18 protein-coding genes, 1 tRNA gene and 1 riboswitch are annotated in these 21,936 nt (G+C 53.7%); of the genes, 9 read left to right on the top strand and 10 right to left on the bottom strand.

Annotation, left to right across the window (positions count from 1 at the left end):
* Nucleotides 1-9 precede the first annotated feature (9 nt).
* The 9 genes from B5G27_RS07070 to B5G27_RS07030 form a co-directional block, all read right to left on the bottom strand.
* Nucleotides 10-225, bottom strand: a complete 216-nt coding sequence (locus B5G27_RS07070) for a hypothetical protein (protein WP_143449662.1) — start codon at nt 223-225, stop codon at nt 10-12.
* A 225-nt stretch (nt 226-450) separates the two neighbouring features.
* The gene (locus B5G27_RS07065) at nt 451-1,839 is read right to left on the bottom strand and encodes a V-type ATP synthase subunit B (protein WP_087178229.1); all 1,389 of its coding nucleotides are present in this window, start codon (nt 1,837-1,839) and stop codon (nt 451-453) included.
* Nucleotides 1,840-1,854: 15 nt separating this feature from the next.
* A complete protein-coding gene (locus tag B5G27_RS07060) occupies nt 1,855-3,624 on the bottom strand; it encodes a V-type ATP synthase subunit A (RefSeq protein ID WP_087178228.1) in 1,770 nt (589 codons plus the stop codon).
* Entirely contained in the window at nt 3,617-4,204 is a 588-nt protein-coding gene (locus tag B5G27_RS07055) for a V-type ATP synthase subunit E (protein ID WP_242958263.1), read from the bottom strand. Before B5G27_RS07055 ends, B5G27_RS07060 begins: the two co-directional genes overlap by 8 nt.
* A 15-nt stretch (nt 4,205-4,219) precedes the next feature.
* Nucleotides 4,220-4,528, bottom strand: coding sequence for a V-type ATP synthase subunit F (locus B5G27_RS07050; RefSeq protein WP_087178227.1), 309 nt, complete (start codon nt 4,526-4,528; stop codon nt 4,220-4,222).
* A gap of 181 nt (nt 4,529-4,709) precedes the next feature.
* Nucleotides 4,710-5,147, bottom strand: coding sequence for an ATP synthase subunit C (locus B5G27_RS07045; protein ID WP_087178226.1), 438 nt, complete (start codon nt 5,145-5,147; stop codon nt 4,710-4,712).
* A 19-nt stretch (nt 5,148-5,166) separates the two neighbouring features.
* Nucleotides 5,167-7,110 (bottom strand): V-type ATP synthase subunit I, encoded by a 1,944-nt coding sequence (locus B5G27_RS07040; protein ID WP_087178225.1) that lies wholly within the window; start codon nt 7,108-7,110, stop codon nt 5,167-5,169.
* On the bottom strand, nt 7,107-8,153 hold the full coding sequence (locus B5G27_RS07035; protein ID WP_087178224.1) for a V0D/AC39 family V-type ATPase subunit: 1,047 nt from the start codon (nt 8,151-8,153) through the stop codon (nt 7,107-7,109). The genes B5G27_RS07040 and B5G27_RS07035 overlap by 4 nt, the downstream gene beginning before the upstream one ends.
* Nucleotides 8,154-8,156: 3 nt before the next feature.
* The gene (locus tag B5G27_RS07030) at nt 8,157-8,468 is read right to left on the bottom strand and encodes a hypothetical protein (RefSeq protein ID WP_087178223.1); all 312 of its coding nucleotides are present in this window, start codon (nt 8,466-8,468) and stop codon (nt 8,157-8,159) included.
* A 186-nt stretch (nt 8,469-8,654) separates the two neighbouring features.
* Here B5G27_RS07030 and trmB point away from each other — a divergent pair, with 186 nt between their 5' ends.
* Nucleotides 8,655-9,305: a tRNA (guanosine(46)-N7)-methyltransferase TrmB gene (gene trmB, locus B5G27_RS07025; protein WP_087178222.1), complete on the top strand. Its 651-nt coding sequence runs from the start codon at nt 8,655-8,657 to the stop codon at nt 9,303-9,305.
* 327 nt (nt 9,306-9,632) lie between these two features.
* A tRNA-Lys gene (locus B5G27_RS07020) sits at nt 9,633-9,705 on the top strand.
* 364 nt (nt 9,706-10,069) lie between these two features.
* On the opposite strand, the gene B5G27_RS07015 is transcribed toward B5G27_RS07020, so the two are convergent.
* Nucleotides 10,070-11,008 (bottom strand): D-2-hydroxyacid dehydrogenase, encoded by a 939-nt coding sequence (locus tag B5G27_RS07015; protein WP_087178221.1) that lies wholly within the window; start codon nt 11,006-11,008, stop codon nt 10,070-10,072.
* 168 nt (nt 11,009-11,176) lie between these two features.
* Here B5G27_RS07015 and B5G27_RS16600 point away from each other — a divergent pair, with 168 nt between their 5' ends.
* The 7 genes from B5G27_RS16600 to B5G27_RS06980 all read left to right on the top strand — a co-directional run bounded on the left by B5G27_RS16600 (nt 11,177) and on the right by B5G27_RS06980 (nt 21,810).
* Entirely contained in the window at nt 11,177-11,674 is a 498-nt protein-coding gene (locus B5G27_RS16600; protein WP_275533034.1) for a zinc ribbon domain-containing protein, read from the top strand.
* Nucleotides 11,675-11,724: 50 nt separating this feature from the next.
* Complete coding sequence (locus B5G27_RS07005; RefSeq protein WP_162611211.1) at nt 11,725-12,393, top strand: protein kinase family protein; 669 nt, start codon at nt 11,725-11,727, stop codon at nt 12,391-12,393.
* 260 nt (nt 12,394-12,653) lie between these two features.
* Nucleotides 12,654-13,814 (top strand): YibE/F family protein, encoded by a 1,161-nt coding sequence (locus B5G27_RS07000; RefSeq protein WP_087178468.1) that lies wholly within the window; start codon nt 12,654-12,656, stop codon nt 13,812-13,814.
* A gap of 66 nt (nt 13,815-13,880) precedes the next feature.
* Nucleotides 13,881-18,659, top strand: coding sequence for a CehA/McbA family metallohydrolase (locus B5G27_RS06995; protein WP_162611210.1), 4,779 nt, complete (start codon nt 13,881-13,883; stop codon nt 18,657-18,659).
* A gap of 50 nt (nt 18,660-18,709) precedes the next feature.
* Nucleotides 18,710-18,817, top strand: a riboswitch (TPP riboswitch).
* Nucleotides 18,818-18,860: 43 nt separating this feature from the next.
* Complete coding sequence (locus B5G27_RS06990) at nt 18,861-19,526, top strand: energy-coupled thiamine transporter ThiT (protein ID WP_087178218.1); 666 nt, start codon at nt 18,861-18,863, stop codon at nt 19,524-19,526.
* 201 nt (nt 19,527-19,727) lie between these two features.
* Nucleotides 19,728-20,462 (top strand): response regulator transcription factor, encoded by a 735-nt coding sequence (locus tag B5G27_RS06985; RefSeq protein ID WP_087178217.1) that lies wholly within the window; start codon nt 19,728-19,730, stop codon nt 20,460-20,462.
* Complete coding sequence (locus B5G27_RS06980) at nt 20,434-21,810, top strand: sensor histidine kinase (protein WP_087178216.1); 1,377 nt, start codon at nt 20,434-20,436, stop codon at nt 21,808-21,810. Before B5G27_RS06985 ends, B5G27_RS06980 begins: the two co-directional genes overlap by 29 nt.
* Nucleotides 21,811-21,936: the final 126 nt, after the last annotated feature.

Raw genomic sequence — 21,936 nt, 5'->3', positions numbered from 1 at the left:
GGAGTACAGCTAAAAAATCCCTCTGTTATATTTCAGCAGTGCGTATCCGATCATGACCAGCCCGATAACAGTTCCTGCGACTGTAATATAATACCAGTATTCCTGCTCAGAGATGCACTGGAGGATGCCGGTTATGATAATGCTTCCTCCGATGACCATGAGCGCGCTGCCCGTGAGCCTGCCGTAAGGCTTCCTTTCCTCAGGCAGGACCTTCCATATCATCAAATGGCTGGACAGTGACGAATAGCCGGTAACCAGCCTGTGGTCTAAGCCGCCACAAATAAAATGGAACAGAAAAACCCGAAAGTCTTGCTCACTTCCGGGTTTTTCGTTTTTAGCCGCCTTATAAAGACTGCTGTTATCTTTTTGCCTACGCACAATATAGCATATGCGTCAGGTAAAGTCAAGTATACCCGGATTCCCGTCGATCATACATGTGTGCCGAGCTGTTTATTCTTCCTCATCCATCGGCTTATAGTATTTCTCCAGTATCTTCGTATCCACCCTGTCGAGTTCTTCCTTCGGCAGGCGCCCCAGCAGTTCCCAGCCCAGATCCAGCGTCTCTTCCATGCTGCGGTTTTCCTCCTGCCCCTGTCCGATATAGCGCTCCTCAAATTCTTTTCCGAATTCAAGATATTTCTTATCTATGGGCGAGAGCTCATCCTCGCCGATGACAGAGGCAAGGTTCCGTGCGTCGCCGACCTTCGCGTACGCGGAGAAGAGCTGGTTCGCCAGGTCCTGGTGGTCTTCCCTCGTATAGCCCTCGCCGATGCCGTCCTTCATCAGACGGGACAGGGAGGGGAGGATATTGATGGGCGGATAGATGGACTGCCCGTGCAGCGGGCGGTCGAGCACGATCTGCCCCTCCGTGATATATCCGGTCAGGTCAGGGATGGGGTGTGTGATATCGTCGTTGGGCATGGTCAGGATCGGGAGCTGTGTCACGGATCCGTTCACGCCCTGTACGATGCCCGCGCGCTCGTAGATCGTGGCGAGCTCACTGTACAGATACCCCGGGTATCCCTTACGGCTGGGAATCTCTCCCTTTGAGGAGGAGACTTCACGCATTGCCTCCGCAAAAGAGGTCATATCCGTCAGGATGACCAGGATGTGCATGTTCTGCTCAAAGGCAAGATACTCCGCCACAGTCAGCGCTACCTTTGGGGTGATCAGACGCTCCACGACCGGGTCGTTCGCCAGGTTCAGGAACATGGCAACGTGGTCTGCCACGCCGCTTTCCTCAAATGTATTGCGGAAGAAATCCGCCACGTCATGCTTCACGCCCATGGCGGCGAACACAATGGCAAATTTCTCGTCAGAATTTTCACCGAGAGACGCCTGCTTTACGATCTGGGCGGCAAGCTGGTCGTGGGGAAGTCCGTTCCCCGAGAAGATCGGCAGCTTCTGCCCGCGGATCAGAGTGGTAAGCCCGTCGATGGCGGAGATCCCCGTATGGATATAATTCCGGGGATATTCGCGGCGTACCGGATTTAACGGAAGCCCGTTCACATCCCGTTTCAGCGTGGAGATGATCGGGCCAAGGTCGTCGATGGGCTGCCCGATCCCGTTGAACGTGCGCCCCAGCATATCCGGGGAAAGCGCGATCTCCATGGGATGTCCGGTCAGTTTGGTGTGGGTATTTTTCAGGGACATATTTTCCGACCCTTCAAATACCTGGATGACAGCCTTGTCCTCGTAGATCTCTACGATACGTCCGATCTTGTGTTCCCTGCCGTCTACGACGAACTCCACGATCTCGTCAAAGAAGGCGTCCTGCACGCCTTCCAGAGCGATGAGAGGTCCGTTGATGCTGCTTAAGCCTAAATATTCGATTGACATGATATCCGGTCCTCCTTACGCGTTTTTCTCAAGCACTCTCTGATAGAATGCATCAATGTCTCTGTGATACTGCGCGAACATTTCCAGCCGGTCATTGGGCACATCGTATTTGATGGCAATGATCTTGTCGAAAATATTTTCTGCCTTTAGCACGGACATGGGATGTCCCATGGTCACAAGGGTTCTTGCCTGTTTGTAGAGGTACAGGATGGTATCCATCATCAGGAACTGCTTCTCCAGGGAGACGCAAGTGTCGTCCTTGTGGAATGCGTTCTGCTGGAGGAAGCCGAGGCGGATCACGCGGGCAATCTCCAGCACCAGCTTCTGGTCGTCCGGCAGGACGTCGCTTCCGATCAGCTTTACGATCTCCAGAAGGCTGCTCTCCTGGTTTAAGAGTGCCATCAGCCGGTTGCGGTAGTCCACGAACTGCGGGGACACATTGTCCTGGTACCAGTGGCTTAAGTCATTTAAATACTCGCTGTAACTGGTCAGCCAGTGGATCGCCGGGAAATGCCTGGAATAGGCAAGGCTCTTGTCCAGTCCCCAGAAACAGCGGACGAAACGCTTTGTATTCTGTGTGACAGGCTCGGAGAAATCACCGCCCTGCGGGGACACTGCTCCGATGATCGTCACTGAGCCGTCCGTGCCGTTTAAGTTGTGCATCATGCCCGCCCTCTCGTAGAACGCAGACAGGCGGGACGCCAGGTATGCGGGGAATCCTTCCTCTGCCGGCATTTCTTCCAGACGCCCGGACAGCTCGCGGAGCGCCTCCGCCCAGCGGGAAGTGGAGTCCGCCATGATGGCAACGTCATACCCCATATCCCTGTAATATTCCGCCAGGGTAAGCCCGGTGTAAATGCTCGCCTCACGGGCAGCCACAGGCATGTTTGACGTGTTGGCGATCAGGGTGGTGCGGTCCATCAGGGGATTGCCCGTGCGGGGGTCGGTCAGCTCGCCGAACTCCTCCAGCACCTGGGTCATCTCGTTTCCACGCTCGCCGCAGCCGATATAGATAATGATGTCCGCATCCGCCCATTTCGCGATCTGGTGCTGTGTCATCGTCTTTCCGGTCCCGAATCCGCCGGGGATGGCAGCAGTGCCGCCCTTGGCGATGGGGAACATAGTGTCAATGATACGCTGTCCCGTGATCAGGGGGACAGACGCCGGAAAACGGTGGTGGGTCGGCCTGGGCACGCGGATCGGCCAGCGCTGTGTCATGGACAGCTCTTTTTTCGAACCGTCCGGCAGTTCCAGCGTGACCAGCGTTTCATCGATGGTGTATTCCCCGTCGGGGACAACATCGATGACCGCCCCTTCTACATCAGGCGGGACCATGCATTTGTGCACGATGGCGTGGGTCTCCGGCACTTCGGCGATGATATCCCCGCCGTGGAGATACTGGCCTTTCTCAACTGTGAGATGGGCCTGCCATTTTTTCTGCCTGTCCAGGGAGTCCACGCTGACGCCCCTTGTGATAAACGCGCCGCCGGAGGATTCCGCGATCCTCTCCAGGGGACGCTCGATGCCGTCGAAGATATTATTGAGGATGCCCGGAGCGAGGGTGACGGAAACGGCATTTCCGCTTGCCACGACTTCTTCCCCGGGGCGCAGGCCGGTCGTCTCCTCATACACCTGGACCGTGGTCATATCCTTGTCCAGGGCGATGACCTCGCCGACCAGCTTCTGGGATCCCACATAGACCATCTCGGACATGCGGAATCCGGTATTGCCTTTTAAGTAGATGACGGGTCCATTGATCCCGTAGATCGTAGCGGTCTTAAGCATTGCCGTCACCTCCTGAGAAAATAAATCTGTCATATTCATTGCGCAGCTGCGTCCGGAATGAATTGTCGATCAGGATGTTGCGGCTGCGGATCACAGCGCGCACGCCGCCTATGAAATCTTCCGCGCTGACCGTGAGATGAGCGCCTGTGGCGTTCTCCAGGTCAGGCCGCTTCGCCTCATCGGACGGGTTGATATAGATGGTCACCGGGTCCTGTCCGGCGAAATCCACTGCCTGACGGATGCATTTCACGAGGAAATCTCCGTAAGCCGCTGTCTTCATGTAATCATCCACAAGTCCCATGACTTCTTCAAATATTTTATCCTTCAGCTCCTGCTGGACCTTGCCCTGGCGGCGCTTGATCTCAAGCTGAGATTTTGCCGCGGCCTGGTTGAGAGAGAGACGCGCATTGGTAGTCTCCGCCTTGATGCGTGTCTCAGACTGGCGCAGCGCTTCCGCCCTGTGGTCTTCGAACACTTTTTCAAGCGCCTCTTTGTGGGCGTCAATGATCGCGTTGCCCTCCGCGCGGGCCTGCTCCATGGAAGAGGTCTGCAGGTGAGCGATTTTTTCTTCTAATGTCAAGAGGGATCCCTCCTTTTACAGTTTTAATCCGATCGCCTCGGTGATATATGATGTGATAAAGTCTTTTTTGCGCCCGGTCCCGTGACGGTCGGGGATCTCTACAAGGAGAGGCATCTTCCTCTCCAGGCGGAATGTGTCAATGATGTCCGGAAATTCCCGCCCGAATTTTTCAGTCAGGAGAACGATCCCCACTGTCTTGTCAGAGAGCACATCCTCCAGGGCCTTTTTCAGCTCATCGCGCTCGTGGACAACCACGCCGTCAACACCCGCCAGGCGCATGCCGGTGTACGTATCCACGTTATCACTGATGAGATACATTTTCATAAGATCAAGACCTCCTTGCGTTGATAACTGTCTGCCGTCCGTCAGGCGTGCCATTCATGATCCGCCTGCGGCGGATCACTCATGTGGGGCGTCCGCCCTATGCCGGTACCCGGCCTGCCGCCCCTTGCGGGCCTGCCCGCAGATGCCGCCATGCCGGATACCGGCGCACGGCTGACTGGTATTACAGATTTCCTAATATCATGAAGGAGATGATCAGGCCGTACAGGCAGACACCTTCCGCAAGGCCCACGAAGATGAGCGACTTACCGAGTACGCTGGAGTCTTCGCTGATAGCGCCGAGAGCCGCGCTTGCCGCGCTGGCAACGGCGATGCCGCCGCCGATGCAGGAGAGGCCTGTAACGAGGGCTGCCGCAAGGTATCCGAGGCCTGTGGCGAATCCGGAGTCAGCAGTTACGGATCCAGCCGCCTGTACATTCGGGCCGCCCAGGAGCATGATGGACGCCACGGCAAAAGCGCCGAAGAAGAAAAAGGCGTTCGTGCCGATGGCGCGTTTGTAGCGCCTGCGGGATTTTTCCTTCCCGAGCAGGTAGTAGCCGAACGGAAGGATGATGCTTAAGATCAGTGCAGTGATAAAAATGATTTTTGTTGCTAAGGTCATGGTAAAATCCTCCTGATTTTTATTTGCTTTTCTTTGTGTTCTTTTTTGTATATGGGTCAAATGCATGGCCGCTGCCTTTGTAGAAGCGGCTGAACATCTCGTAATATTCCAGACGGAGCACCTGGATGCCCACGATCAGTCCCTCAAATCCGCACACGAACAGGTTGCCGAAGATCACGCCCAGCCAGTTCGGATTCCCGCTCTCCGCGCCTGCGAGCTGCAGGACCACTTCCATGATCGCCGCATGGCTGACCGCGAAAGCGCCGATACGGATGAAGGAGATGGTGTTTGAGAAGTAGCTCAAAAGCGTCTCGAACATTTCGAAAAATCCCTGTACGATAAACATCGCCTTCCCGGTCTCCATTTTGTCGGCTCTCTTCTGGATCGCCCTTGTGATGGGCTCGCGGAAGAGGATGAGCAGCAGGGGCACGCCGAACATGATGCCCATGATGATGCCGCCGGGCAGCGGTCTGCCTGTCATAAACAGGACGATGGTCACGACTGCTGCGATGTAAAATACAAGTCCTGCCACACCGTTGGGGTCAAACCAGGCGCCCTCGATATCTTTGCTCTTCAGCGCGTTGACGATATGGAGCACCATTGCCACCATGATCAGGAACATGCCGAAAGCCACAGCCACGATGAACACCGTGTTCAGCTTGCCCAGGAAGGGAAGCGTGGTCATATGGTCAATGGGCCGCATCCACAGGGCGGGTATCACGTCCTCGAATCCGAAGATACTGCCGAACATGAATCCGAATATCGTGGAAAATACGCCTGCCGTGGCAATGATCCCGGCGAGCGGGGCTTTCTTAAAGTGGTAGATCAGGGCGCCGCCGATCAGGAGGAGGAGCCCCTGTCCCACATCCCCGAACATGACGCCGAAGATGAAGGAGTAGGTCAGGCCGACGAAAACAGTCGGGTCCATTTCGTTATGTGCGGGAAGCCCGTACATCTGTACAAACATCTCAAAAGGTTTGAAGATCTTCGGGTTTTCCAGCTTTGTGGGCGGTTCCCCGAAGTATGCGTCGTGGTCGTCCTCCACGACGACGAATACTTTGTCGTCGTCCTTGACTTCTTCCACGAATTTCTCCACATCGTCCTCTGCCATCCATCCGCAGAGGATGTAATAGTCTTCCTGATTGTCCTCCATGCGGGCCGCGAGCTTGCGGACGTCGAAATTATTGGAGAGCTCTTCCAGCCGGTTCCGGGCCGCCACCAGCTGCGGCGCGCGGTCAGCGAGCATCTCCCCTGCCTTTTTGTCCAGGTCGTCGATCTCAAGGTTCACCCGGGCGATCTCCCGTTCCAGAGACTGGTGGGCATAGGCCGGCGTCCCTTCGAACTCGTCCTTTAGCTCGATCCGCTCGAAGTGCAGGGAGCGGAACACGGCATCCACCTTCTGCGCTTCCGCGGGGGCAACAAAATAAGCCCCGTACACGAAACTTTCATCCCGTTCGCCCTCTACAAAAATGGCTTTCAGATCATCCATGAGATACTTCTGCATCTTGTGGTAGAATTCTACCGCAATGCGTCCGAACCGATATGTGATGTACCGGTAATGCAGCACCTTGTGGAGATCGCAGTCCAGCGGACGGAAAGGCGCGATGACCTGTTGTTTCGCACGAAGCTCTTCGATCTTCTTTTTCAGTTTTTCTTTCTTTTCCTGAAGTTCCTGGTAGTCTTCCTTTGCCTTGCGCACGACCTCGAACATGTCGTCCAGCCCCATTTTCGTATCCGGGACCACATCGTCCGCATTCGGAAGATAGCCCACGAACTCAGTCGCTTTGGCGAGCGCGTCCCGGTAGGGGTTGAGCTCCACGAAAGGCCTTAAGTTGTCCACGGTCTTGAGTTCGGACAGGGCGGATTCGAGCTGGATCTCATAGCGAGAGAGATACAGGTCAGTGACCCGGTCAATGTCGTTCCTCGGACCGGAGATATTGATGAATTTCATTTTAACGATCATTGGGTCTTACCTCCAACGTAAGCTGCCGTCTCGCCGGGGCTTAAGCCGTAGCGTACGCATTCCATGGCGGTGGTCAGCTTATTGATTTCCTCTTCCTTCAGGAAGAGATAGGTGTTGATCGCAGCCAGGGAATAGGGATCCCGGCGGCGGTCGACTGTATACAGATGATGCAGGCAGTCCGCATACATCTGTTCAATGGTCAGGTCCTGGTGGAAGTTATAGTGGCGGGCATAATAGGTCCGCGCCACGGCTGCCTCGAATTCTTCCAGTCCCGGAGCCTCTACCAGCTCCTTGACCAGGTCGGTTGACAGTTTATAGTGGATCGGGATGAGCATCAGGTAGATGTCGGCGGGCTTCATATTATAATATTTCTTTGCCCGGTAGATCCACTGCAGGTTCAGCAGGTCGATCTTTGAACCGCGGTCGCGCATGAAGAGTTCCAGGTCCTTTTTCTTGAGGACTTTTTTCTGCTCCCTCCATGTGGAAGTGTAGAAATACAGGTCCAGGGTCAGGTTGTAATCGTACAGCGTGACATTCTGTGAGTCCTTCAGCTTTTTCAGCGGAGCGTAATATTCAGTGCCCTTCAGGTTCTCTACCAGCTCATCCGTTGTCCGCGAGGTGATGAGCTTCTCGATCGAGATCTGAGAGTACCTGTCGAAAAACGCCTTTTTATAATTCAGGTCAAAGGGCTGCCTGTAATGGTTGATCACAATGCGCAGGCAGTAGTTGATCAGGTCAATCTCATAATTTTTCAGGATCAGCTTCATGAACCTCCGCTGCTTCTGCCCGCAGAATCGGTAGATTTTCGTGTAATCGTGGTAGAGCGACTGGATCAGGACTTTTTCTATATTACCTCTGTGGATCTGGTCCTCCTCCAGCGTCTCCAGGACGTCAGCGTATGCAGTGTTCTTTATCAGGTAATCCACGATCTCAGGCACGCTGCCCAGGTTCGCGATCTCTGTGAACTGCCCCGGCGACAAAAGCTTTGCCTCCATGGCCCGGATCTTTGTCACGATCCCGCTGTATTCAAGTAAATTCCCCATAGGCTACACCTCGGTGATCCTGCGCAGGATCTCGTGGGCGTATTCGGTATGCTTTTCTTCATATTCTTTCTGAAGCGCGCGGATCGTTTCCGTGCTCGCCCCGTTCTGGCTGTCAAGGATACCGGAAGTATTCTTCTCCAACTCATCCCGGATGGCATTGATGCGCGCCTGCGTCTGCTTCTCCAGATCCGCGTCAAAAGCCCTGCGTTTTTCGTCATATTCCCTGTCCAGGACTTCCTTCTGAGTTTCGGCATGCGCAACGATAGCGGATGCAGCGTCCTCGATTTCCGTCAATTTGTTTACAATAGAGTCCATAAAAAGCCTCCTCTTTGTGAGAAAATGCTAATATACTTTATCATACACCTTTTCGCCAAAAAAGCAAGTAAAGAAATCGTTATAATGGTCATTCTGATGGTTCACATTTAAGCGGTTTTCGTGCTATTATGATAGCGTTCCCATGGAACATGTTTCTAGTTTTGTTAAATAAGGGGAGGACTATTCATGAGACTGAGAAATATACCGAGAGCAGAGGGCACGATCCAGGCTCATCCCATTGTCATAAAGAGACCGGAAGACCAGAGGGGATGCTGGCGCCAGGTCTTTGGAAATAAAAGGCCCATCCACATCGAGATCGGGATGGGGAAGGGGCGCTTCATCCTGAATATGGCGAAGGAGCATCCGGATATCAATTTTATCGGCATTGAGCGCTATTCCAGCGTCCTGCTGCGCGCAGTGGAAAAATTCGATACAGAGGAATTCCGGGAACTGAAAAACGTCAGGTTCGTTTGCATGGACGCAAGGGATATCGCGGATGTGTTCGCGGAGGGAGAGGTAGACCGTATCTACCTGAATTTCTCGGACCCGTGGCCAAAAGCGCGGCACGCAAAACGGCGCCTCACATCCGTGGAATTCCTGGAGAGATATGAGAAGGTGCTCACGCAGGGCGGGCTCGTGGAATTCAAGACAGACAATACAGCGCTTTTTAACTTCTCCCTGGAGCAGATCAAAGAGGCTGCATGGACCCTGCAGGCATTCACCTATGACCTGCACCACAATGAGGAGATGAACAAAGGCAATATCATGACAGAGTATGAGGAAAAATTTTCCCAGAAAGGGAATCCCATCAACAAACTGATCGCTGTGCGCAGGTAAGGGCGCACAGCGCGCACCATTTTCGTATCCGATGCATATAATAGTGTATAGTCTTGCTGCGGGACGGGGGCGCCGATGAAGAGGAAAAGATGGAAAACATGTGTAAAAGAAATGTTTTATTGCCGGCCATGCCTGAACAGGCAGGTGTTATGCATCAGAAAATCCATGCAGGAAGTGTGTAAAATCCTAAATTCCGGCTTCTGTCACGGCGACGATAAAAAAAATATGCGATAATATTAAAAAAATGTAAAAAAACGCTTGCATTTTTGAAAAGTGTCGTATATAATATCACTTGCGTTATCCGTTAGGGATAACAAAAGTGAATAAGCGCGATTAGCTCAGTTGGTAGAGCACCTGACTCTTAATCAGGGTGTCCAGGGTTCGAACCCCTGATCGCGCACTTAGAAATCGCTGTTTTTGCGGACATTGCGAGCCGCGGGGACGGCGGTTTTTTACGTGTAGCAATGAGAAGCGCGGAAAATAAGAAGAAAGGTCCCAGGGAAGTGCTCGCATTTCCCTGGGACCTTTCTTCTTATTTTCCATGCGGCGAATGCCGCGACCGAGATGAAGCGGAGCGGAATCGAGGTGCGCTGCTCATTGCGGCCGTCTTGGACTTACCATGCGGCGAATGCCGCGACCGAGATGAAGCGGAGCGGAATCGAGGTGCGCTGCTCACTGCGGCCGTCTTGGACTTACCATGCGGCGAATGCCGCGACCGAGATGAAGCGGAGCGGAATCGAGGTGCGCTGCTCATTGCGGCCGTCTTAACGTGCCTCCATAAATTCCTCTATCTGTCCCGCGATGATCTTCATCAGCCTCTGCCTCGCTTCGATCGTTGCCCAGGCGATGTGTGGTGTGATGAAAAGCCTGTCCTTATCTTTTACATTTAACAGCGGGCTGTCCATTGCCATAGGCTCCACGGAGAGCACGTCCAGACCAGCCGCCCTGATCTCGCCTGCATTCAGAGCATCGGCAAGGTCCGCTTCATTGATGATAGGCCCTCTCCCCAGATTCAGGAGGATGGCGTCAGACTTCATTTTGCAGAAAGCATCTTTGTCCATCAGCCCTTCTGTGTATTCGTTGAGCGGAGCGTGGATGGACAGGATATCAGACTCTGACAGCAGAGTATCCAGATCCACCTGGTGATACCCTTCCTGCGCGGGAGCGCCGGATGCGGAGTAGTAAATGACCCTGGCCCCGAAAAGCCCTGCGATATCCGCTACACGGCGGCCGATCGCGCCCAGGCCGAGGATCCCCCATGTCATGCCCTTGAGTTCGTGGAACGTGCGGGCAAAATGGGTAAAGATCCGATCGTTAATGTAGCTGCCGCTTTTGACGTAATCATCATAATAGCGAAGGTTTTCCATTAAATAAAAGAGCATGGCAAAGGTGTGCTGCGCCACGGACTCCGTGGAGTACCCTGCCACATTGCGCCATTCGATCCCGCGTTCCGCGAGATAGTCTTTGTCAAGATTGTTCGTGCCGGTTGCAGTCACGCAGACGAGTTTCAGATTTTTGGCATCCGCGATCGTCTGTCTGTTGACCAGTACTTTGTTCACGACCAGGACATCAGCGTCTGTGACCCGTGCAGGCGCTTCTTCCGAAGAAGTGAAGGGATATCTGACGACCTCCCCGAGCTGTTCGAACTGTGAGTAATCAATGTCATCGCCAAGCGTGCTGGCGTCTAAAAATACGATTTTCATAAAATATAAAACCTCCTTTGCAGACTGGAGTTAAGTATATCACATTTCAGCGTGCCGGGGCACATCCATTGTAAAGAAACTGTGAAAATTATCTGACCGCGCTTGCTATGTGCAGAGACAGTACGGTATATTAGGTACAACGAACTGACAGTCAGGAGGAAATAAGATATGAGCGGATTTTTTTCACATTCCAGCAGCAGAAGAAGATATCCCGATCCGAATATGGGCGGAGCGCATTACAGGAGAAAAGGTCTGTTTGGGATGCTTTCCGGTCTGGGAAGCGGATTCAGCTCCCGGAGCTCCCGGGGACACTATGGCCAGGGGTATCCGAACCAGGGATATCCAAACCAGGGGTATCCGAACCAGGGATATCCGAACCAGGGATACCCAAATCCGGGATACCCAAACCAGGGATATCCGAACCAGGGATACCCAAATCAGGGATATCCGGATCCGGGACAGGGGGGATTCCAGCCGACAGCCCCGGCAGCGGGCGGCCAGGCAGTGTGCCCGAAGTGCGGCGCTTCTGTCCCGGCAGGTTCCAGGTTCTGTCTCTCCTGCGGGGAGAAGATGGAGACCAATGCATCATTCTGCCCGAACTGCGGGAGACCGCTCCCGGCAGGAGCTAAGTTCTGTTCAGAGTGCGGCGTGCCGGTACAGAGATGATATGTCTGAAGCGGCGCGGGGGCCGAAGCAGTAAGATCGGAGAGTACACCGTGGCATCCCGCATAGGCAGCGGACGCTACGGTGTCTGCTTTCTTGCGCATGGTCCGACAGGAAAAACTGTCGTTCTGAAAAGATTCCGGCCCAGAATGCTTCGGAAGAACCGGCAGCAGAACCATTATGAGGCGGTCATCCTGTCCGGCCTGAGCCATCCGGCCGTCCCGGAGCTGCTGGGAGTGGTCAACTGCCGGCAGGGCTACTATTATGTCCTTGAATACAAGGAAGGTGCTTCGCTGGAAGAGTGGCTTTTTAAGAGGAGAAGAGTTTTTTCTCCTGAAGAAATATACAGGATCGGATCGCAGCTCTTTGATATTCTGAAATATCTTCACGGCAGGAATGTGGTGCACGGGGACGTCAGCGCGGCAAATCTGTTATACGACGGGGAAAAGCTCTCTCTGCTGGACTTCGGTCTTGCCAGATATGCGGATGGGCGGAATATCAGATTCAGCATTGACTATGCGCGGACGGCGAATGTGCTGATCTATCTGCTCTATTCGGGATATTCCGGGAAGGGAGACCGTCCGTGGCATGAGGAACTGCCTCTCTCCGAAGGGCAGAGAGGATTTCTGCGCAGGATGATGGAGAGAGAGGAAGCATTTCGGGACACAGCAGAAGCGGCAGGAGAATTTCAAAAATATTTTTCCCCAACAGGTAGGGAATGAAAAAAGCGGCGGGCCGAAGAATAGAAAAATATTCTTCGGCCCGCCGCTTTTTTCATCAGCCGCAGGATTTTTCATAAATTTAAATGAAACTTCACAGAAAGTCAGAGCCACATTTAACAAAGGCGGCATAAAATGAAAAACATAACAAATAAAGACAAATGGACCACAGCGCGGATACTATGGGACAACAGGCTGAAATCTGCCGGATCATTCCCTGTATATCGGCGCTGAATTTACTGTGGGAAAGGAATACAGGGATTATGAAGGACAAGATTTTACATACACTGCTCCGGGCGCTTCCTATGGCGCTTGTCCTGGCGGTTCTGACGGTGACCGCGGTCTGGCTGAGCCGGATGGACGAGGATGAGACTGCGTCGGATGCCAGCCGGCTGGTGTACGCATCCGCGGAAGTCACGGCAGTTCTGGCAGACAACGCACAAGAGGATCATCAGAACGCGGAGGGACGCCGCGTGGGTGATCAGGAGCTGGAGATCCGGATTTTGTCTGGAGACCATAAGGGTGAGATCATGACAGTGACCAACTATATGAGCGCGCTGTTCAACGTGGATGTGGATCAGGGAGACCGGATCATTGTGCGGATCATGACGGATGAGGATGGTTCTTATTACGCATCGGTGTTCAACTATGACAGAGGGATCGTGCTGGGCGTGTTTCTGCTTATCTTTTTCGCACTGCTGGCAGTGCTTGGCGGGAAAAAGGGAGTCGGCGCGCTGGCAGGACTCCTGCTCACGCTTGGCTGTATCTGGTTCATCCTGATCCCGTGCCTGATCCGGGGCGTCCCGGCAGTTCCGGTGACCATCGGGGTATCAGCAGTGTCAGCGGCAGCCGGGCTGATCTTTTTGAACGGGTATTCGAAAAAGACGCTGTGCGCGGTATGCGGCTGTGTCGGCGGCGTGCTCGCGGCAGGGATCGCGGCGGCAGCGGTGGGAACCCTTTCGCCTATGAACGGCTTCAACATGCAGGAGGCAGAAAACCTGATCCTGTACGGAGCAGACCGGGGGCTGAAGATCAGCGGGCTGCTTGTGTGCGGAGTCCTGATCTCCGCACTGGGCGCTGTGATGGACGTATCTCTCGGGATCGCATCGTCAGTGTGGGAGATGAGAGAACAGAATCCGGAGGCATCTGCGGGCAGCCTGTTCCGCTCCGGAATGCAGATCGGAAGAGACGCTATGGGAACCATGGCGAATACGCTGATCCTGGCATTTGCAGGATCGTCTCTTAACATGCTGATCCTGGTGCAGACCTATGATATCCCCTTCCTGCAGCTGATCAATACGGACTCCATCGCGTTGGAGGTGGTACAGAGTGTGGCTGGTTCTTTCGGTATACTTCTGACAGTTCCTCTCGTGGCTTTTATCAGCGCCAGACTGATGGTGCATTGCAGAGGCCGGAGAGTTTAATATAGATGGCTCCGAAATTTTTCCGGAGCTGGTTTTACGGTCACTTTTCAAGATTGGAGGATGAAGATGAAAAAGAAAGCAAAGACAGCGTTAAGCGCAAGGCTTACCGCGCTGTGCATGGCTGTCCTGATGGCATTTTCCCTGCTTCCGTCCACGGCGTCAGCCGCGGAAGGGACTTCCTTCGGGAAGATCACGGGAGAAGCAGAGTTTACGACAGGCAGCTATGTCATGGTGACAGACACCGGATACGCACCGCAGAAGTTTGACAATAACTGGCTTCCGGCGGATGAGCTGGGAACTGCACTGGGAGATACGATCCCGGCTCCGGCGGACGAGACAGTCTGGGAGATCGCCGTGTCGGGCGGTACTGCCACTATCAAGGATATGGACGGACACTTCCTTGCGCCGAAGGGCGGAAATGAAAACGGGATCCGCATTTCCGATACGGAGTATCAGTGGAAATGGGAATGTCAGGACGGAAAGTTCACGTTCAGCGGCCAGGGAGATGATACAGTCATCCTGGCGAGCAACCGGAGCAGCCAGAACAAGTTCCGCGCTTATAAGACGACGACCGTTTCGGGAAATCCAAACGGATACCCTTCTGAATTCACGCTCTACAGAGCGGTGGAAGGCGGAACGTCAGAGGGGACAGTAGCTGCGCCGCAGGCGGATCCCCAGGCGGGAGCTGTGGCTTCCGGGACGGAGATCACGCTGACGACTTCCACTTCCGGAGCGCTGATTTACTATACGCTGGATGGAAGTGATCCGTCGGATGAGACGAATGCAGCGCGAGAACTCTACGGCGCGGACAATATGCCTGTGATCACAGAGGACTGCACGCTGAAGGCAGCTGCGGTCCTGGAGGGCGTGTACAGCGCGGTACAGACTCTGCAGTATACGGTTAGCGGATCTGGCGAGCCGGGAGACACAGCGCCCATCGCGGACGGCGAACGGGTGGTGATCTATGCGCCGGCATATGGCAAGGCGCTTTCGGCAGAGTATAACGGTTACTATAACAAAGGTACAGACGTGACAGAAGAGAGCGACGGTACACTGAGCGGTTATACGGATGCGGATGTGTGGACCGTTGCAGAGAATGAGGACGGAACCTACAGCTTCTCTCACAATGGACAGAAGATCGGTATGGGGGACAGTTTCTCCAGCATGCCGCTGGGAGAGAAGAACGATAAATGGATCCTTGAGGATGCGGGAAACGGCCTGTACTATGTGAAGAACACGGTGCGCGGAGCGTACATGGAGTGGTATGACAGCAACGGAAACTGGAGTGCGTACTACAACATCGCGGAGGGCAGCGAGGGAATGTTCGCCCTGAATTTCTATAAGGTGACGGACGTGCCCGGCGGCTCTGATGAGCCGGATGAGCCGTCTGCAGTGGAAGGACTTGAGGTAGAGGCCTCCCCGCAGAGCGGAGCAAGTGTGGTAGCAGGACAGCAGATCACCCTGAAAGCAGCTGACGGAGCGCAGATCTACTACACAATGAATACAGACGGCACAGAGCCGGCTGATCCGGAGGCGGGAAATGCAGACCAGCTGTACTCGGAGCCTCTGGAAATCGCAGCGACGCCTGAGAAGGATCAGCCTGTCGTGGTGAAGGCGCTGGCATATATCCCGCAGAGCGGCGATGCGGAGGCGCAGACCGGCGAGGTTTATACATTTACATATAAGGCGCCCATGCAGATCGGGGATTACGGCCTGTATTTCGGTCAGCTCCATGCCCACACAAACCTTTCCGACGGAACAGGCACCGTAGAGCAGGCGTTCGAGCATGCGGCGGATGTGCCGAATCTGGATTTCCTTGCACTGACAGACCACTCCAACTCCTTCGAGGGGCAGAGCGGGCTTCCCAGCGCAGGGACGACGCACCTTGGTGATGAGAATGCAGAGGAAGTAAATGCTTCCTGGGCGGAAGGACGCGAGGGCGCGAGAGCAATCACCGCGCAGGAAGGCGACTTCGTCGGGATCTACGGATTTGAGATGACCTGGTCCGGCGGAGCACCGGGACATATCAATACCTTCAATTCGGAAGGATTTGAAAACAGAAACGCAGCTCCTTACAAGAAGGGCGACAACTATGAAGTGCTTGAAGCATATTATGACACGCTGAACGCGAATCCGGAGACCATCTCCCAGTTCAACCACCCGGGCGACACCTTCGGTGATTTCATGGACTTCGCGCTCTATGACCCGGTGATCGACAATCAGATCACGCTGATCGAGGTGGGCAACGGCGAGGGAGCTATCGGAAGCTCCGGCTACTTCCCGTCCTACAGCTATTACACCAGAGCGCTTGACAAAGGCTGGCACGTGGCTCCGACTAATAACCAGGATAACCACAAAGGAAACTGGGGCGATTCCAACACGGCGAGAAGCGTGGTGCTCTCCGACGGACTTTCCGAGGAAGCGATCTACGACGCTATGAAGAATTACCGCGTGTACGCGACAGAGGATAACGATCTGTCCATCCTGTATTCCCTGAATGGAAATGCTATGGGATCCATCCTTGACGAGCAGGAAAAGATCCATATCACAGCAGAGATTTCCGACCCGACCGACACAGCCGGCGAGACGAAGGTGGAAGTTATCGTAAACGGCGGACAGACGCTGGCGGAGAAGACATTTACCGGCGGCAGCGCGACAGTAGAGTTCGACAACCTTTCCACAGGATATGGCTACTACTATCTGAGAGTGACTCAGGCGGACAAGAATATCGCCGTGACTGCTCCGGTATGGACCGGCGAAAGTGTGAACGCGGGTATTTCCAATACATCCAGCGATGTGGCGATGCCGATCAGGGGCGATGAGATCCAGATCTCCAGCCAGATCTTCAACAACTTAAGCGACGACATGACAGTTACTTCTCTGACATACAAGATGGAAGGCCAGACAGAGCCGTTCCACACGGCAGACGCAGCAGCGATTGGAGAGAACGGAGTGATCGGCGCAAGGGCATCCTATGAATATTCCTTCCCATACACGGCGGACCAGGCAGGCGGATTTAACATCAATGCCGAACTGAAAGCCACCATCGGCGGGGAAGAGTATACCTTCACAGATGTGCTCAAGCTGAGCGTATCCGATCCGTCCATTGCCACAAAAGTACTGGTGGACGGCACACATTACAATGATTATGTAAACGGATATTATTCCGGGAACATGACCAACTTTATCAACATGGGAACTTCTGACAACATCCAGGTGAAGATCGTACAGCCGGGTGAAGAAGTGACTGCGGAAATGCTGGAGGACGTGGCGCTCTTCGTGATCTCCGCGCCGCTGAAATACACCAGCGACTACACCGGAGACGCGCAGCCCAGCACATTTGAGGACGGCTTTATCCAGGTTGTCAGCGACTACGTAAATGGCGGCGGCAGGGTGGTTGTCTGCGGTCTGGCGGACTACCAGGATGCCAACAGCGGACTGCCGTACACCTCTTATGCACAGGCGAACGCGCTGCTGGAGGGCATCGGTTCTACCATGCACATTAATGACGATGAGCTGATCGATCAGGATGAGAACGGAGGACAGCCGTACAGACTTTATTTTGATGACTTTAACTATGAGAGTACTGATCCGGCGGTCCAGAGCATTCTGGCAGGCGTGAAAGAATCCGGACTGGCATACAGCTCCTACTCCGGATGCTCCGTCAGCGTGGGTGAGGGAGAGGCCATTGTATACGGACATGACACCACCTATTCCATCAACAGCAAGGCTCCGGCACAGGGACATGACAAGCCGGTATTGAGCTACAGCGCGGCATATGATCCGAATACAGCAGTGGTACAGAAGGGCGATGTAGTATCCATGGCTACCGAGGCAGTGGGAGAAGGCCGCGTCTATGCATGCGGAACCGTATTTTGCTCCAACTTTGAAGTGGCAGCGGAGGATCAGGTATCCTACGCCAACGGGATCATGGCGCAGAATCTCTTAAGCAGTGTGAAAGCAGAGCCTGTGATCAGCACGATCCAGGAGGCCCGCGCAGGAGCGGACGGAGAAGTGTTTACCGTAGTCGGGACCGTGGCAAACGGAACTGCCGAGAGTGGAAATGCGTTCTTCAACACCATTTACATCCAGGATGAGGAAGGCAACGGGATCAACGTATTCCCCATCGACGACAGTAATATCCGCCGCGGCGACCAGGTACAGGTGACCGGATCTGTCAGCGAGTACATCGGCGACAAACAGCTGTCAGCCATCAATGTGACCGTGCTCGAGGGGAACAAGGATGTGGTGATCACGGATACGACCACGAAGGAAGCCAATGATTATGAGACAAACTTCGGTAAACTTGTCCGGGTAAAAGGTGAAGTCACAGCAGTTACCATGGCAGGCGGCATTGTGGAGAGCATCACCGTACAGGATGACAGCGGCGAAGCGTGCAGGGTGTTCATCGACGGATATATCACATACTCAGACGAGGCTTCACAGGCTCTGGAAGAATTTGTAAAAGAGGGCGCATATATCAGCGCAGTGGGATTTGTATCTCACGATGCGGAGGGTAACCGCCTGAGAGTCCGTGACCGCTCCGAGATCCTTCCGGCAGAAGAAGGCGAAGAGCCGGCGCCGGGCGGAGATCAGCCGGGCAGCGAAACAGATCGGCCGGGCAGCGGACAGCAGGACGGTAATACGCAGACCGACGGCAGCCAGACTGGAAACGGCGCGCAGCAGGCCGGAGCAGCAGTGAAAGATCCGGTCAGCGCTGCACAGACGGGAGATAACGCTTCGGTTGGGGTCTGGATCGCGATCGCGGTGACCGCGGTTCTGGCAGCAGGCGCGGCAGCTGTTGTGATCGTTGTGGGAAAGCGCAGGAGACAGAGAGAGTCTTGACATTTCTGTCCGATACGTTTAACATAGTATCCGACATAAAACTACATAAGATTGATGACAAGGGGAGCTTGTATGACAGGCTGAGAGGAAGTTGATAACTTCGACCCATAACCTGATCTGGATAATGCCAGCGGAGGGATATGTTATGAGCGCGCGTTATAGCCCTTTTGTTTTCAATCGGAAGACAGGAGGGCTTTTATTATGTCTGGAATATTTGTCAATGCAGAGGGCGGCCTTACAGCCGCCGGGTATGCGCTTACCATTGTTGCCGGGATCATATTGTTTCTGGCGGCGTCTTATTTCGCGGGGAAACATTCCGCAAAGAAAAGGATGAGCACAAAGCAGCTCGTATTCTGCGCGGCGGCGATGGCGCTGGCCTTTATCACATCGTATATTAAGATCTGGAACATGCCCTGGGGCGGGAGCGTGACGCTGTGCAGTATGCTTTTTATCGTTCTCGCGGCAAACTGGTACGGCGCGGGCACGGGGATTTTTGTGGGGCTTGCATACGGGATCCTGCAGTTTATCCAGGAGCCGTATGTGCTGTCCTTCTTCCAGGTGTGCTGTGACTACATACTGGCGTTCGCCGCATTGGGAGTGGCCGGATTCTTTGCAAAGAAAAAACACGGGCTGCTCAAAGGCTACATCGCGGCAGTGCTGGCGAGGGGCGCTTTTCATGCCCTGGGCGGGTATCTGTACTGGATGGATTACATGCCGGAGAATTTCCCGCAGTCTTTAAAGAGCATCTACCCGATCGCCTATAATTACAGTTATCTGCTCGTGGAAGCTGTGATCACGATCGTGATCATCTCGATCCCGGCGGTGGCGAAGGGGCTGAACCGTGTGAAACAGACAGCGGCGGAGTAACAGACGGGATACAGTGGATAAAAATGTGAAAAGTAAAGGTTTTTTGTTTTGGCAGAAAATCTTTACTTTTTTTGTGGATATTTTAGAATAGTAAGAGGGCGCCTTTCCCTAAGAAATTTTTAAGATTTACATCGAGGTTTTTTTAACCCGGTGCGTTTATAGTCGTCAGTGTAAGGATAAGAGAAATAACAGGAGGCGGAAATGGAAAGCAGGACAGGAAAAGAAACAGAAAACCAGGCGACGATACTGGTGGTGGATGACAATAAGGAGATCGTATACTCGATCAGCGAGCTTTTGAAGTACGAAGGATTTGAGGTTGTGAAGGCATACGATGGGATGCAGGCGCTTGATGCCATGGAGGAGCATCCGGTCGATCTGATCCTCCTGGATGTGATGATGCCCAGGCTCAACGGGCTGTCAGCGCTCATGAAACTGAGGGAAAAGTCCCGGATACCGGTGATCATCCTTTCGGCAAAGACGGAAGAGAGTGACAAAGTATCCGGACTTGTTCTGGGCGCGGATGATTATGTGGAAAAACCTTATAATCCGGCAGAACTGATCGCAAGGGTCAAGGCCCACCTGCGCAGGTACCGCGCATGGGGCGGCGGTGCTCCGAAGGCGGAGGCAGATCAGATCGTCAACGGCGGGCTTATGCTGGATAAGAAGCAGCGGATCGTGGTCGTCGAGGGAGAGAAAGTCCGGCTCACAGCGACAGAATACAAGATACTGGAGCTGCTTATGGAGCATCCGGGACAGGTATTTTCCGCGGAGCAGATCTATGAGAATGTCTGGCAGGAATCTGCAAGCTACACTGTGGAGAATACGGTCATGGTGCATATCAGGCATATCCGCGAGAAGATCGAGATCGATACGAAAAAACCAAGATATGTAAAGGTGGTGTGGGGAATTGGCTACAAAATGGAAAAATACAGCTAAAAGATTACAGGGGTTCGTGAAACTTCACTGGACACAGACGAAATATATACTGGGAGCGCTCCTCCTGATACTCGGTGTGTGGATGTTTTATGTGGCCATCATATACCGTACATGGCATACGACCGGGGATACGATATTCTACGGGATTGTAGGGAATATCTTCATTGGAACAGGCGGCTGTATGATCGTCAGCACACTGCTGAAGCAGATGTGCGGCGGCATGTGGATGCCGGAAGAAGATCCTTATAAAGCATGGAAAAAGACCGGGAAGGGGGCGGAGAGAAAGCTCTGTCAGGCAGGTGTGGCAGCGCTGATCTGTTCTCTGTGGTACATGTGGCACCTGCTGTCCGGCGGCGTATGGGACGGCGGCGGATGGCACTACAATTACGCGGCAGGTTATATGATGATCTTTACTGTGCTTTTGCAGTTTATCCTCCTGTATGCGGTGCTTCTACGGTTCAGGAGGAAGGAGCTGGACCTTATCCATGAGCAGCAGGAGCTTGACATACAGAAGAAGATCGAGGAAGTGACAGAACAGGGACAGAAACGTCTGGAGGAGGCTCTGGAGATCGAGAGGAAGAGCCTGGAACAGGTATCCCGCAGCGACCAGCTCCGGGTGGACCTGATCACAAATGTATCCCATGACCTGAAAACACCGCTTACTTCCATGGTCGGATATATTGAACTGATCAAAAAGGAAGAGCTGAGCGATGTGGTCAGGGATTATGTGGATGTGATCTCTGAACGCGCTGAGAAACTGAAAGAAATGATCAACAGCCTTTTTAATCTGGCAAAGGCCAGCAGTGGGAATATAGAACTGCATCCGGAGAAATTCGAAGTGAACCGTCTGATCGAACAGATCTTTGCCGATATGGATGACAGGATCAGAGAGAGCGGGCTGGAATTTGTGACGCAGCTTACGAAAGAAAGCACAGAGCTGTGTACGGATAACGGATATTTTTACCGCATCTGCCAGAACCTGATGGAGAATGCCCTGAAGTATTCTGCTAAGGGAACCAGAGTGTTCATCAGGACTTCTGTAGAAAACGGAGAGAAGGAAAACATCAGAGCGAACAGAAAAACCCCGGACAGTCCGGCGGTGCCCGGAGAGAAAACAGCGCCGGGAAATGCGCGGAGGATCTGCCTGGAAATTACGAATACTTCCGGATATCCCATGGATTTTACCAAGGAAGATATTGTGGAGCGCTTTGCGAGGGGAGATAAGGCAAGGTCCGGGGACGGGAACGGCCTGGGGCTTGCGATCGTGAGCACATATGCAAAGGCTCTGGGAGGGGAGTTTGATATTAAGATCGACTGCGATCAATTTAAGGCATGCCTGAAATTTTGACATTGTAACAGTCTGGCCATGCCGTTCCACAGAAACCCTGCGCTGCATTGATTTTTATTCAAAAAACTGGTTACTCTAATAGCACGGCGGATCCTGGACGGTTCCCCGAATAAAAGAGGAAGGCAG

This window comes from Lachnoclostridium sp. An76, assembly GCF_002161355.1.
GTDB lineage: Bacteria > Bacillota > Clostridia > Lachnospirales > Lachnospiraceae > Mediterraneibacter > Mediterraneibacter caccavium.
This window is presented reverse-complemented; position numbering and strand designations above follow the sequence as displayed.

Excerpts from the sequence above, each read along its gene's own strand:
- B5G27_RS07065 (WP_087178229.1), bottom strand. The coding sequence starts at position 1,839 with ATGTCAATCGAATATTTAGGCTTAAGCAGCATCAACGGACCTCTCATC.
- B5G27_RS07060 (WP_087178228.1), bottom strand. The coding sequence starts at position 3,624 with ATGCTTAAGACCGCTACGATCTACGGGATCAATGGACCCGTCATCTAC.
- B5G27_RS07050 (WP_087178227.1), bottom strand. The coding sequence starts at position 4,528 with ATGAAAATGTATCTCATCAGTGATAACGTGGATACGTACACCGGCATG.
- B5G27_RS07045 (WP_087178226.1), bottom strand. The coding sequence starts at position 5,147 with ATGACCTTAGCAACAAAAATCATTTTTATCACTGCACTGATCTTAAGC.
- B5G27_RS07040 (WP_087178225.1), bottom strand. The coding sequence starts at position 7,110 with ATGATCGTTAAAATGAAATTCATCAATATCTCCGGTCCGAGGAACGAC.
- B5G27_RS07035 (WP_087178224.1), bottom strand. The coding sequence starts at position 8,153 with ATGGGGAATTTACTTGAATACAGCGGGATCGTGACAAAGATCCGGGCC.
- B5G27_RS07030 (WP_087178223.1), bottom strand. The coding sequence starts at position 8,468 with ATGGACTCTATTGTAAACAAATTGACGGAAATCGAGGACGCTGCATCC.
- trmB (WP_087178222.1), top strand. The coding sequence starts at position 8,655 with ATGAGACTGAGAAATATACCGAGAGCAGAGGGCACGATCCAGGCTCAT.
- B5G27_RS07015 (WP_087178221.1), bottom strand. The coding sequence starts at position 11,008 with ATGAAAATCGTATTTTTAGACGCCAGCACGCTTGGCGATGACATTGAT.
- B5G27_RS16600 (WP_275533034.1), top strand. The coding sequence starts at position 11,177 with ATGAGCGGATTTTTTTCACATTCCAGCAGCAGAAGAAGATATCCCGAT.
- B5G27_RS07000 (WP_087178468.1), top strand. The coding sequence starts at position 12,654 with ATGAAGGACAAGATTTTACATACACTGCTCCGGGCGCTTCCTATGGCG.
- B5G27_RS06995 (WP_162611210.1), top strand. The coding sequence starts at position 13,881 with ATGAAAAAGAAAGCAAAGACAGCGTTAAGCGCAAGGCTTACCGCGCTG.
- B5G27_RS06990 (WP_087178218.1), top strand. The coding sequence starts at position 18,861 with ATGTCTGGAATATTTGTCAATGCAGAGGGCGGCCTTACAGCCGCCGGG.
- B5G27_RS06985 (WP_087178217.1), top strand. The coding sequence starts at position 19,728 with ATGGAAAGCAGGACAGGAAAAGAAACAGAAAACCAGGCGACGATACTG.